This window comes from Paenibacillus tyrphae, from assembly GCF_024158745.1.
Taxonomy (GTDB): Bacteria; Bacillota; Bacilli; order Paenibacillales; family NBRC-103111; genus Paenibacillus_G; species Paenibacillus_G tyrfis_A.
Genome location: NZ_JAMZAW010000018.1, coordinates 165,488 through 177,597, shown reverse-complemented (window position 1 = coordinate 177,597; position 12,110 = coordinate 165,488). Strand labels below are relative to the sequence as shown.

Here is a 12,110-nt window from a genome sequence, read left to right as displayed (position 1 = left end):
GTTTTGGAAATTGGCATACTAATAACAAATTGCCATGGAAACTTCATGACTTTTTGCTTGACACTAAAAATGGGCTTTTGATAAGATTGCAATTAATATCTTGCGGCATGTACAGCATGTAATAAAATAAGGAGGATTATTTTTGTGTGGGAGACTAAGTTTGCCAAAGAAGGTTTGACATTTGACGATGTATTGCTGGTACCGAGAAAATCGGATGTGTTCGGTAAGGAAATCGACATATCGACAAAATTGACAAACCACATCAATCTGAACATTCCTTTTGTAAGCTCGGCTATGGATACGGTAACGGAATCGGCTTTGGCAATCGCTATCGCTCGAGAAGGCGGAATCGGGGTCATCCACAAGAATATGACGATTGCGCAGCAAGCGGAGGAAGTGGATCGTGTAAAGCGTTCGGAAAGCGGCGTAATCACCAATCCGTTCTCCCTTACTCCAGAGCATCATGTCTATGATGCCGAAGAGTTGATGGCAAAATATCGGATTTCCGGCGTGCCGATTTGCGACGAGAACAATAAGCTTGTCGGTATTTTAACAAATCGGGATTTGCGCTTCGTTCATGATTATTCGATCAAAATTAAAGAAGTCATGACCAAAGAAAATCTCGTCACGGCTCCTGTCGGTACGACGCTTCAACAAGCGGAAGGCATTTTGCAGCGGCATAAGATCGAGAAGCTTCCTCTGGTCGACGAGAATGGGATTCTTAAGGGCCTGATTACGATCAAGGATATCGAGAAAGCCATTCAGTTCCCGAACTCGGCAAAGGACAAACAAGGCCGTCTGCTGGCGGGCGCTGCGGTAGGCGTATCCAAGGATGTCATGGAGCGTACGGCAGCTCTGGTCGAAGCCGGCGCGGACTTGATCGTCGTTGACTCGGCGCACGGGCACCATATCAATATTATTAATACCGTCCGCAAAATTCGCGAGCAGTACCCAGACCTGCCAATTTGCGCGGGCAATGTGGCGACTGGTGAAGCGACGAAAGATCTGATCGAGGCCGGAGCAAGCATGGTGAAGGTCGGAATCGGACCAGGCTCCATTTGTACGACGCGGGTCATCGCAGGTATTGGCGTACCGCAAATTACGGCGATTTACGATTGTGCGACGGTTGCGCGGCAGTACAATGTACCGATCATTGCCGATGGCGGTATTAAATATTCCGGTGACGTGGTCAAAGCAATCGCAGCCGGTGCGAGCGCGGTCATGATGGGCAGCTTATTCGCCGGTACGGAAGAGAGCCCGGGCGAATCGGAGATTTTCCAAGGCCGCCGCTATAAGGTTTATCGGGGAATGGGGTCGATTGGCGCTATGAAAGAAGGCAGCAAAGACCGTTATTTCCAAGAAAACGAAAGCAAGCTTGTACCGGAAGGGATCGAGGGCCGGGTTGCATACAAAGGACCGTTGGCCGATACGCTTTATCAGTTGGTTGGCGGACTGCGTTCCGGGATGGGCTACTGCGGGGCAAAAGATATTCAGACGCTCATCAACGAAACGTCCTTCATCCGCATCACGGGGGCAGGTCTTCGGGAAAGCCATCCGCATGACGTTCAAATAACAAAAGAAGCGCCGAACTATTCGTTGTAGTTCAACGAACGGGTCGTGCAACAAAGAACGGAAGCCTGGGGCTTCCGTTTTGCTTTTGTAAAGCGAAAGAAGCTTGTGGTACAATTAAACGTACGTTATTTTATAAAATTTTTTTTAGGAGTGAGTTGGTTGTTTTTTAAAGTAAAACGCATTTGTTCGATCGTAGCTGCCACTCTTTTGCTGAACGCCACTCTTGTTCTGGTACAATCCGCGTCCGTACTGGCAGCGGATGCCCCGGTAGATTTGAAACTCAACGTCAGATCTGCGATTCTCATGGAAGCGAGTACCGGGCAAGTCTTATATGAAATGAATGCGGATGAGGCATTTCCTCCTGCTAGTATGGCGAAGATGATGACTGAATACTTGGTGATGGATGAAATTAAAAACAAAAAGCTTAGTGAAACCGAATTGATCACGACTACTCCCAATGCAGCTGATGTCATCGGTTCCGGTGGTCTGCTGGCTTTGAACGAACAAGCTACGGTAGATGACATGTTTGCCGCGATGTCGATTTATTCGGCCAATGACGCTTCGGTGGCGTTAGCGGAGAGAATTGCCGGAACAGAAGAAAATTTCGCCAAGATGATGAACGCGAAGGCTAAAGAATTTGGCCTTTCGGACAAGGCTCATTTTATAAATGCAACCGGCCTGCCCAGAGCGGATATGGGGAAATATGCGCCTACCGAAGTGCAAGGCGAGACGATGCTGACGGCGAGAGATGCCGCTCTTATCGCTTATAATATTATTAAGGATCATAAGGAAGTATTGAAATACACGGCGACTCCGTCCAGAAAGTTCCGCGAGAAGGATAAATCTCCGATGATTAACTGGAACTGGATGCTCGAAGGAAACAAGGACAATGCCAACTTCAAGAAGTACGCTTATCAGGGACTGGATGGGTTAAAAACAGGGAGCACCAACGAAGCTAAATATTGCTTCACAGGTACGGCCGAACGTAACGGAATGCGGTTAATCAGCGTCGTTATGGGAGCGCCTAAGGAACCGGACCGCTTTATCGAAACGCGCAAAGTGCTCGACTACGGCTTTACGAATTTCGAATTCGTACCGGTGCTGAATGCGAAGCAGGAAATAGAAAAGCTGAAAACAGTCAATATTAAAAAAGGCGTGGCTACGGAAGTTCCAGTCGTTACGAAATCGGAACTGAAAATTATCGCGAAAAAAGGCACACCTAAAGAGCAATTTCAAATCACGGCGGAGCCGCTGGCGGATGAAAGCAAACTTGTTGCGCCAATCGCGCAAGGGCAAGAGCTCGGAACGGTGAAAGTGACGTATGGCGGTAAAGAGTATCCGGTCAGCCTGGTTGCCTCGGAGGAAGTGGAGAAGGGCAGTTGGTTCCGGTTGTTTTTCCGGGCGATTAAAGACTTCTTCGTCGATCTGTTCAGCGGCGCCAAAAAGGGATAAAATCAAGGCAAACGGGTTGTTAATTTGAAGCGCTTGCTGTAAAATAATTTTTTAGTAGTTTGTCCTAATTTCATGTGGCTGGAAGTAATATTAACGATATGTTCCCAGGAGGAATCGGATATGGAAACAGGTACATCCCGCGTTAAAAAAGGTATGGCCGAAATGCAAAAAGGCGGCGTCATAATGGACGTCATGAGCGCAGAGCAAGCACGCATTGCTGAAGCTGCGGGCGCTTCTGCCGTTATGGCTTTGGAAAGAGTTCCATCAGATATTCGCGCGGCTGGCGGCGTAGCCCGGATGGCCGACCCTACCATCGTGGAAGAAGTCATGAAAGTTGTTTCCATTCCGGTTATGGCCAAGGCGCGTATCGGACATTTTGTTGAAGCCAAAGTACTCGAATCGATGGGCGTGGACTACATCGACGAGAGCGAAGTATTGACTCCTGCCGATGAAGTGTTCCATATCAATAAAAAAGAATTTACGGTACCGTTCGTGTGCGGTGCAAGAGACCTCGGCGAGGCGCTTCGCCGGATCGGTGAAGGTGCTTCGATGATCCGTACAAAGGGCGAGCCGGGAACAGGCAACATTGTTGAAGCCGTTCGTCATATGCGTATGATTACGGGCCAAATTCGCAAAATCCAAAGCTTGTCGAAGGACGAGCTGATGGCGGAAGCCAAAAACTTGGGCGCTCCTTACGAGCTGCTGCTGCAAGTACATGAAACCGGAAAATTGCCGGTCGTCAACTTTGCAGCCGGCGGTGTAGCGACTCCTGCGGATGCAGCGCTCATGATGCATTTGGGCTCCGACGGCGTGTTTGTAGGCTCGGGTATTTTCAAATCGGAAAATCCGGAGAAATTCGCGAAAGCAATTGTTGAGGCTACGACACATTACACAGATTATGAACTGATTGCCAATATTTCCAAAAATCTCGGTACGCCGATGAAGGGGATTGAAATTTCCAAGCTGCATGTATCCGAACGGATGCAGGAGCGCGGCTGGTAAGCCGGCTGGAGCTTGTTTCTCGGGAAGAAGGTATAGAGAGATGAACATAGGTGTTTTGGCGCTGCAGGGCGCCGTAGCCGAGCATATCCGCATGATCGAAAAAGCCGGCGGCACTGGCGTCGCGGTGAAGCGGACGGAACAGCTGGCAGAGATCGACGGAATCATTATTCCGGGCGGCGAGAGCACGACGATCGGCAAGCTGATGCGAACCTATCAATTCATAGATGCCCTACGCGAGTTTTCGCGGCAGGGCAAGCCGCTTTTCGGCACATGCGCAGGACTGATTGTGCTCGCAAAGCATATTGCAGGGCAGGAAGAGGTTCACCTTGGGCTGATGGATATTCAAGTCGCGCGCAATGCTTTTGGCCGGCAGCGGGAAAGCTTTGAGACGGACTTGGATATTAAGGGCATCGATCGGGATGTGCGCGCCGTATTCATCCGTGCGCCTCTGATCGAACAGGTGGGCGAAGGCGTGGACGTGTTGGCGACGTACCGTGACCAGATCGTTGCAGCCCGTCAAGGGCATCTGCTGGCTGCATCGTTTCATCCGGAGCTGACCGACGATGAACGAATGCACGCTTATTTTTTGGACATGGTACGTGAGACGAAGCAGGAGGGATCTCCTTGTTAGATATAAAATTGCTGCGAGCGGATTTGGACAAAGTGAAACAAGGGATGGCCAACCGGGGCAAAAACCTGGAGGAGTTGGACCGTTTTACAAGTCTGGATTTGAAGCGCAGGGAGCTTTTGCAAGAAACGGAACAATTGAAAAACCGCAGAAACGTCGTTTCGCAAGAAGTGGCGCAGCTGAAAAAGGCAAAAGAAAACGCCGATCACTTGATCGAAGAGATGAAGGTTGTCGGTGATCGTATCAAGTCGCTGGATGAGGAAATCCGCGGCCTGGAAGCCGAGCTGGATGCTATCCTTCTGGCGATTCCGAATATGCCGCAAACGGACGTGCCGGTAGGCGGTGCGGAAGAGAATAACGTGGAGATTCGCCGGGTTGGCGAGGTGCCGTCTTTTTCGTTCGAGCCGAAGCCTCACTGGGAAACAGCGCAAGAGCTGGATATTTTGGATTTTGAATCGGCAGCGAAGGTTACGGGTTCCCGGTTTGTGTTCTATAAAGGGCTAGGGGCGCGTCTGGAGCGGGCTCTGATCAACTTTATGATGGACTTGCATGCAGACGAGCACGGGTATACGGAAATGCTTCCTCCGTACCTCGTAAACCGCGATAGCCTCACGGGTACCGGGCAGCTGCCGAAGTTCGAAGAAGATGTGTTCAAGATCGAAGGTTCGGACTATTTCATGATTCCGACTGCCGAAGTGCCAGTGACGAATTACCATCGGGACGACATTTTGGCTCTGGAGGATCTGCCGAAATATTTCGTGGCATTCAGCGCTTGTTTCCGCTCCGAAGCCGGTTCGGCCGGGCGCGACACTCGCGGACTCATTCGTCAGCATCAATTCAACAAGGTAGAGCTCGTGAAAATGGTTCTGCCGGAGCAATCGAACGAGGAGCTCGAGAAGCTGACTGGCGAGGCGGAGAAGGTGCTGCAGCTCCTGAAGCTTCCATACCGCGTTATGGCGCTTTGTACGGGCGATTTGGGCTTCTCCTCGTCGAAGACGTACGATCTGGAGGTGTGGTTGCCTAGCAGCAACACATACCGTGAAATCTCGTCGTGCAGTAACTTCGAAGATTTCCAGGCGCGTCGTGCGAACATCCGCTTCCGCCGCGATGCGAAGGCGAAGCCGGAATTCGTTCACACGCTGAACGGATCGGGTCTGGCGTTAGGCCGGACGGTCGCTGCGATTCTCGAAAATTATCAGCAGGAAGACGGCAGTGTGCTGATTCCGGAAGTGTTGCAGCCTTATATGGGGAATGTTACACGGATCAGCAAGAAATAGAGCTTGATAAAGCTTTTTGATTTATGATACAATGCTTGGTGTCACCCGGAGAGGTGGTCGAGTGGTTTAAGGCAGCGGTCTTGAAAACCGCCGTGTTCGTGAGGGCACCGTGGGTTCGAATCCCACCCTCTCCGCCATACATACAAGTATATGACCCCAAATAAGGGGTCGTTTTTTGTATGGTGGAGCAAGCAGGTGGGATGAGAACCGAAGGTTCGTCGGAGCCTAAGCTTCGATAGGGATACATCGCAGTCGGCCACGAAGTGGACGTATCCCACCCTCTCCGCCATACATACAAGTATACGATCCCAAATAAGGGGTCGTTTTTTGTATGGTGGAGCAAGCAGGTGGGATGAGAACCGAAGGTTCGTCGGAGCCTAAGCTTCGATAGGGATACATCGCAGTCGGCCACGGAGTGGGCGCATCCCACCCTCTCCGCCATACATACAAGTATACGACCCCAAATAAGGGGTCGTTTTTTGTATGGAGGAGCAAGCAGGTGGGATGAGAACCGAAGGTTCGTCGGAGCCTAAGCTTCGATAGGGATACATCGCAGTCGGCCACGAAGTGGGCGCATCCCACCCTCTCCGCCATAATTCAAAAATGTGAAAACGACCTTGCGAGAGGTCGTTTTTTTGATGGCTATTTTTGCTGCTTCGTCCTTGGTATAAGAAGGTCTCGGACTTCGCATGTTAACAACCATGGAGGTGTGACTCATGAGCAAAAAGGACAGCTTGCAAGTGGACAACCAACGTTTGGCGGAAGCTTGGGCGAGAACGATGCCGACCGTCCTGAACGCCTCGGACCGTGCGGAAGTGAAGGCAGATGAAGCGGAAGCGAACGTTATTCGGATTCATATCGCGACAGCCGGACGTAGCAATTACAGCTTCGATTTTAAATGCACGTATGTCGATTCCCGGGAAGTGCAGGTGGAGCTGGTCGACGTCGAGAGGGAAGGGACGGCTGTCGACGAGCGGACCGACGTCATTCAAACGCTTGTGGACGATTATGTGAGACATATCCATGAATGTGCCCAGCAGCTTCATGCTTTTACGCATAGCTAAAACGGAGGAAGGTCAAGTCATGACTCAAAATAAAAGCGGCGTCGATAAAAATTTGCAAAATGTCGTGAAGGATTTGGACAAAACGACGGTAACCAGTCATCAAGCTCAACAAGTACAGCAGCAAACAAACGATCATCGGCACCAGGATGCCCTGAACCACGATAAACCGCCTCATGAGCCGATGTCCGATATCGACTGAAGGGAGAAGGCCTAACGATGCCTAAAGATATTCCACAAGCCGTCAACCCTCCAAGCGGCCGGCATAACCGGGAAGAGAGCCGTCAGCCGAATGTCCCGTTATCCGGTTCGAAAAAAGTAAAAAATCAAAACCATAGCCACCATAATAATGGCGAAGGGTAACACAAATAAGCCTCTTACTTTTTGTAAGAGGCTGTTGTTTTTATACTACATAGTTATAGATTGTTTTTTTCTCTCTCCACCCTAAGAAAGCATTCATTCAATAACAAGTGAGCCATCTCTTCGTTATCTGCATATCCGTATAACGAAGACCCGCCTGCTATCGCATCACATACATCGTCCAACATGGTACAAATGGAAATGGAGTATTCATCATAAATGATGTAATAGCAGCTGTTTGCCGGCATCATGTCCACCTCGATTTTGTGATTGAAACCTTATTTTACCATAGGGCGCAACAAAAGAGAATGCATTTTTTGCGTGATATTAATCACTTTTTGCGTCATAATGCACAAGTCGTTGCGTGGATTTGTAATTGAACAAAAGCTTATTTTGACCTGAGTGGCAGGACACGGGGAATCGTCGTAAAATAGTTTGAAGCCGACTGTTGCCTGCCGTGCATCGGGATTCCTCCACGTCGCACGCAATCAATGATCGTCGGAGGGAGGAGTGGTCTGATGATTCATTTGAAAACGCCGCAAGAAATTGCTTTAATGGCCAAAGCCGGAGCCGTTTTGGCCAAATGTCATCAAGAAATCGCCAAGATGGTTCGTCCCGGGCTGACGACGCTTGAAATCAACGATTTTGCCGAACGGTTCATAAATGAGCATGGTGCAAAACAAGTGACCAAGGGTTACAAAGGATATCCGTTCGCCACCTGCGCTTCCGTGAACGATGTCATCGCCCACGGCTTTCCCAGCGAAGAGCCGCTGCAGGAGGGGGATATCTTAAAGATGGATATTGTCTGCAGCTACGATGGGTGGATGGCCGACTCGTGCCGTACGTATGCTGTCGGAAAAATATCTGAGGAAGCGGAGCGGTTGGTTCGCGTCACGAAGGAGTGCCTGGATATGTCCATCCCCAAAGCCATTGTCGGCAATCGAATCGGGGACGTCATGCATGTGGTGCAGCAGCATGCTCAGCAAGCGGGCTTTTCCATCGTTCGCGATTTGGTCGGACACGGCATCGGCCGCGAAATGCATGAAGAACCTTCCTTTGCGCATGTCGGCAAGCCGGGACGCGGATTTTTGCTGCAGGAGGGCATGGTGATCACGATCGAGCCGATGATCAACGCTGGGAAGCATGAAATGTTTATCGACTTCGACGGCTGGACCGCCAAGACGTACGACGGCAGCCTATCGGCGCAATTCGAGCATACGGTTGCCATTACCCGGGACGGTCCGCTCATTTTAACCGAATGAAGAACAAGAGCCTGCGGTACGAAACGAAATCGTACTGCGGGCTCTTGGCCGTTGTCAAGCTTGCTCAATTGGTTGGTTTTTTGGCGTTTCAGAGACATTCGTCCGTTTCGAAGAGCCCAGTTCGCCGGTGGCGTCCGGCTTGACATCGTTAATCGCTTCGTTGTTGAAAATGTAAATCTCTTCGTCCGAATCGTTCCTGCTGACCATCGGCATCACCTCAACGCTAGTATGGCAAGAGGGACGTTTTTTAATGCACGCATGTGCGCGCATAAAAAAGAGGCCCCCTGCACTTCAGGGCCTCTACTTTGCTGTCATCGGATCATACAAAAGTATATATACGTCCCCGAGAGGACTCGAACCTCTATCGGTCCTTTAGGAGAGGACTGCTCTATCCTGTTGAGCTACGGGGACTTGATTCAAGCAATACTCATTATATCATAGCGCGCAAAGGGAATAAAGTCGGCCTACGTTGATGTGCTGTAGGGTGAAACGCAAAAATATACAGGTGAAGCATAAATTAGCACATTTTCTGAGTGAGGAAAAGTTTGGTATGTTCATCTTGCAAGCGTTTTCCAAAAATTCAATGAAAATCGGAGGTATGCTTTATGGCTTGGCGCAAGTGGATAGGTTTCCCCCTTTCTTTTATCCTGGCCGTAACGCTTGGAATGCCGGCTATGAAAACAAAGGCGGCAGAACAGCCTGTCAATCTGGTACGGAATAAGCCGGTCCAAACAAGCTCGCAAGCAAGCTCCACCGGACCGGGGACAGCCGCCGTCGACGGCGATGCCTCGACGTTCTGGCAGCCCCTGGCGAAAGACCGGGAGGATATGAATGTGTGGATCTCGGCGGATCTGGGCAAGGCGGAGACGTTCAATACATTTACGGTATCGTTTCGGAGTGTGGACATGGTGTCGGCTGTAAGCGCACTTGTGTCGTCGGACGGTACGACTTGGCAAGAAGTTGCGTCCAAGAAAAGCGATTTGACCGCACAGGATAAAATCCGGTTTAAGGATACCTCCGCGCGGTACGTGAAGCTGGATATCACGCTTAGTAAGAACAGCAATGTCAATTTGTTCGAATGGGGCGTTTACCGGGAAAGTGGAGACGGTCCGGGACCGAATCCGGAGGAACCGGCCGTACCGGACTTGGCAAGCGTTTATTTTGTTAAGGAGAACGGAAAGCCTTACGCCGTAAACGAAGCGATTGAGCTGAAGAAAGGCGAGTCGAGAAAGCTGTCGCTGAATTTGAAAGGAAAGCGAAAGAACGGCGAGATCGTTGACTTGTCCAAGTACAATAAAACGTTAAAAACGAATACGAAGTTCATCACGGTGGAGCAGAACGGAACCGTTACGGCACTTCAAGTCGGAGCGAGCACGGTGTATACGGAAGTGAAGGTCACTAAGGACCTGACGCTGACCACCCCGGATATTTGGATCTTGGTCAATGATCCGAACGAGTTTTTGGCGGAAGCTTTGATTGCGAATACTTCGCTCACTCACCCCCGTATGAAAACGGAGATCGGCCAGCCTGCGGTACTTCAGCCCGGTGACGATTTTCCGGCCGTATCGGTGCAGGCAAACGTGAAGCTGGACGTGAGCGGGAGCGTGATCCGGAACGGTCAGCCTGTTGCGGTTATTCCGAAAGTAGCTGTGAACAAGTCGCAAACGAAGAACGTCAAGCTTCCGCTTAAGGCTGATCAACCCGGAAGCTACGAAATCCGGCTGACGCTGCAAAGAGAAGGTCTGCCTCCGGCTTATGACGTGTTCTATTTTACGGCGATGGATTCGGCTGCGATTCCGAGCGGGCAGAGCAGCATTGCGTATATGGGGCCTGACGGCAAGCTTGTGTATGTTCCGGATTATAAAGGCAACCGGGTGATCGATTTCTCGAACGCCGGGTATATGGGCGGCGGGGTTCAACTTCCGGATGTACAGGCTCGTGTAGCCGTCGAGCCGGGAGAAGGCGACGCTACGGCGCGAATCCAGCAAGCGATCGATCAGGTATCCCAAATGCCGGCCGGACCCGATGGATTCCGAGGAGCGGTGCTGCTGAAGAAGGGGCGCTACGAGATCGAAGGCACGCTGTACGTTCGGACGAGCGGCGTCGTGCTGCGTGGAGAAGGGCAGGACGAAGGAGGTACGCTCCTGTTCGGCGCGGGGAACAAACCGCGCAATCTGATCGAAATCGGCTCTTCCAAAGGGCCGGCCATCGACAGCACATCTATGACAGACGTTACGGACTTATATGTCCCTTCGGGGGCGAAAACGTTCCACGTGAAAGATGCAAGCGCCTATAAAGTAGGCGATAAAGTTATCGTGCGTCGGATCGGCAATGCCCGTTTTATAACCGAAATCGGCATGGATTATATTTATAAACGGCCGGGAGGCACCGTCAGTCAATGGGGACCGTTTAACCTTGATTTTGACCGCGTCATTACCGGTATTAACGGCAATGAGATTACGGTGGATGCAGCACTGGCGAACAGCATCGAGCTTCGTTGGGGCGGCGGACAGCTCTATAAATACAGTGATGATGAGCGGATCGAGAAGGTCGGCGTGGAGAAGATGCGGGTGGATTCGGCTTTTGACCCGTCCGTCATCGATACGACCATGGATAACGGCAAGACCGATCCGTATTATGCCGATGAGAAGCATACCGAGCGCTTTGTCATGATGAACAGCGTGAAAAATGCCTGGGTCCGCAACGTGACCGGATATCACTTGGCCTATGCCCTGGTGCAAATGGGCCGCAACGCGAAATGGGTAACCGTACAGGACTCCAAAGTGTTCGATATGGTCAGCATTATTACAGGCGGCCGACGTTACGCTTACTACATTCAAGGGCAGCAAAATTTGGTGCAGCGCACGTATGCGGAGACGGCAAGGCACGGTTATGTGGTGGACAGCCGCGTGCAGGGGCCTAACGTATTTCTGGAAGGCGAGAGCAGGATCGACTACAATACAAGCGAACCGCATCATCGCTGGTCGGTCGGCGGGCTGTTCGACAATATCAAATCCCCGATCATGATCCGGGACCGGGGTTGGCTGGGAAGCGGCCACGGCTGGGCGGGAGCGAACTATGTGACATGGAATACCGAAGGCAAGCTGACGAGCCAGCAGCCGCCGACGGCCCAAAACTATGCGATCGGCCACGTCGGAGAGAAGGTTCCCGGATTTTTGCCGGATACGGATTACGATACAAGGCCGCGCAAGGATGCTTACTGGGAGTCGCATGGGCAGCACGTGACGCCGGTCAGCCTATACAAGCAGCAATTGAAAGAGCGCTTGGGCGAGCAAGCTCTGCAACATATCGCTTACCGTTCGGTAGGAGGAGGTTCGCTGGATACGCCGATCCCCCAGCAATCATATCAAGGCAATTAGTACGAATAGAGCCGAGAACGGCTTGAGCCGCAAGCGGCCGTAATTTAGAAGAAGCGTATGCTGTTGCATTTATCAATTCATAGCAAAAAGCAGGTTGCAGGAGCCGGGCGTTGTCC

At 51.1% G+C, this 12,110-nt stretch carries 12 protein-coding genes and 2 tRNA genes; 12 read left to right on the top strand and 2 right to left on the bottom strand.

Annotation, left to right across the window (positions count from 1 at the left end; genetic code table 11):
* Positions 1–144: 144 nt before the first annotated feature.
* The 10 genes from guaB (at position 145) to map (ending at position 8,614) form a co-directional block, all read left to right on the top strand.
* Positions 145–1,602, top strand: a complete 1,458-nt coding sequence (gene guaB / locus NI000_RS25265; RefSeq protein ID WP_253414135.1) for an IMP dehydrogenase — start codon at positions 145–147, stop codon at positions 1,600–1,602.
* A gap of 75 nt (positions 1,603–1,677) precedes the next feature.
* Positions 1,678–3,024, top strand: coding sequence for a D-alanyl-D-alanine carboxypeptidase family protein (locus tag NI000_RS25260; RefSeq protein WP_309247928.1), 1,347 nt, complete (start codon positions 1,678–1,680; stop codon positions 3,022–3,024).
* A 120-nt stretch (positions 3,025–3,144) separates the two neighbouring features.
* On the top strand, positions 3,145–4,026 hold the full coding sequence (pdxS, locus tag NI000_RS25255) for a pyridoxal 5'-phosphate synthase lyase subunit PdxS (protein ID WP_025850316.1): 882 nt from the start codon (positions 3,145–3,147) through the stop codon (positions 4,024–4,026).
* 40 nt (positions 4,027–4,066) lie between these two features.
* Positions 4,067–4,657 carry a pyridoxal 5'-phosphate synthase glutaminase subunit PdxT gene (pdxT, locus tag NI000_RS25250; RefSeq protein WP_253414133.1) on the top strand — a complete coding sequence of 197 codons (591 nt, stop codon included), beginning with the start codon at positions 4,067–4,069 and terminating at the stop codon, positions 4,655–4,657.
* On the top strand, positions 4,651–5,931 hold the full coding sequence (gene serS, locus NI000_RS25245; protein ID WP_253414132.1) for a serine--tRNA ligase: 1,281 nt from the start codon (positions 4,651–4,653) through the stop codon (positions 5,929–5,931). Before pdxT ends, serS begins: the two co-directional genes overlap by 7 nt.
* Before the next feature lie 47 nt (positions 5,932–5,978).
* Positions 5,979–6,068, top strand: a tRNA-Ser gene (locus tag NI000_RS25240).
* A gap of 579 nt (positions 6,069–6,647) precedes the next feature.
* A complete protein-coding gene (locus NI000_RS25235; protein ID WP_253414131.1) occupies positions 6,648–6,995 on the top strand; it encodes a hypothetical protein in 348 nt (115 codons plus the stop codon).
* Between the two features lie 19 nt (positions 6,996–7,014).
* Positions 7,015–7,194, top strand: coding sequence for a hypothetical protein (locus NI000_RS25230; protein ID WP_253414130.1), 180 nt, complete (start codon positions 7,015–7,017; stop codon positions 7,192–7,194).
* A 17-nt stretch (positions 7,195–7,211) separates the two neighbouring features.
* Positions 7,212–7,355: a small acid-soluble spore protein P gene (locus NI000_RS25225; RefSeq protein ID WP_253414129.1), complete on the top strand. Its 144-nt coding sequence runs from the start codon at positions 7,212–7,214 to the stop codon at positions 7,353–7,355.
* Positions 7,356–7,870: 515 nt separating this feature from the next.
* On the top strand, positions 7,871–8,614 hold the full coding sequence (map, locus tag NI000_RS25220; protein ID WP_253414128.1) for a type I methionyl aminopeptidase: 744 nt from the start codon (positions 7,871–7,873) through the stop codon (positions 8,612–8,614).
* A gap of 54 nt (positions 8,615–8,668) precedes the next feature.
* Here the strand turns inward: map and NI000_RS25215 are convergent, their stop codons facing one another.
* Both NI000_RS25215 and NI000_RS25210 read right to left on the bottom strand, forming a co-directional pair.
* On the bottom strand, positions 8,669–8,884 hold the full coding sequence (locus NI000_RS25215) for a hypothetical protein (protein ID WP_253414127.1): 216 nt from the start codon (positions 8,882–8,884) through the stop codon (positions 8,669–8,671).
* A gap of 68 nt (positions 8,885–8,952) precedes the next feature.
* Positions 8,953–9,025, bottom strand: a tRNA-Arg gene (locus NI000_RS25210).
* 73 nt (positions 9,026–9,098) lie between these two features.
* Here NI000_RS25210 and NI000_RS25205 point away from each other — a divergent pair.
* The gene (locus tag NI000_RS25205; RefSeq protein ID WP_253414126.1) at positions 9,099–9,335 is read left to right on the top strand and encodes a hypothetical protein; all 237 of its coding nucleotides are present in this window, start codon (positions 9,099–9,101) and stop codon (positions 9,333–9,335) included.
* Entirely contained in the window at positions 9,289–11,994 is a 2,706-nt protein-coding gene (locus tag NI000_RS25200; RefSeq protein WP_253414125.1) for a discoidin domain-containing protein, read from the top strand. Before NI000_RS25205 ends, NI000_RS25200 begins: the two co-directional genes overlap by 47 nt.
* Positions 11,995–12,110: the final 116 nt, after the last annotated feature.

Excerpts from the sequence above, each read along its gene's own strand:
- pdxS (WP_025850316.1), top strand. The coding sequence starts at position 3,145 with ATGGAAACAGGTACATCCCGCGTTAAAAAAGGTATGGCCGAAATGCAA.
- pdxT (WP_253414133.1), top strand. The coding sequence starts at position 4,067 with ATGAACATAGGTGTTTTGGCGCTGCAGGGCGCCGTAGCCGAGCATATC.
- NI000_RS25235 (WP_253414131.1), top strand. The coding sequence starts at position 6,648 with ATGAGCAAAAAGGACAGCTTGCAAGTGGACAACCAACGTTTGGCGGAA.
- NI000_RS25230 (WP_253414130.1), top strand. The coding sequence starts at position 7,015 with ATGACTCAAAATAAAAGCGGCGTCGATAAAAATTTGCAAAATGTCGTG.
- NI000_RS25225 (WP_253414129.1), top strand. The coding sequence starts at position 7,212 with ATGCCTAAAGATATTCCACAAGCCGTCAACCCTCCAAGCGGCCGGCAT.
- map (WP_253414128.1), top strand. The coding sequence starts at position 7,871 with ATGATTCATTTGAAAACGCCGCAAGAAATTGCTTTAATGGCCAAAGCC.
- NI000_RS25215 (WP_253414127.1), bottom strand. The coding sequence starts at position 8,884 with ATGCGCGCACATGCGTGCATTAAAAAACGTCCCTCTTGCCATACTAGC.
- NI000_RS25200 (WP_253414125.1), top strand. The coding sequence starts at position 9,289 with ATGAAAACAAAGGCGGCAGAACAGCCTGTCAATCTGGTACGGAATAAG.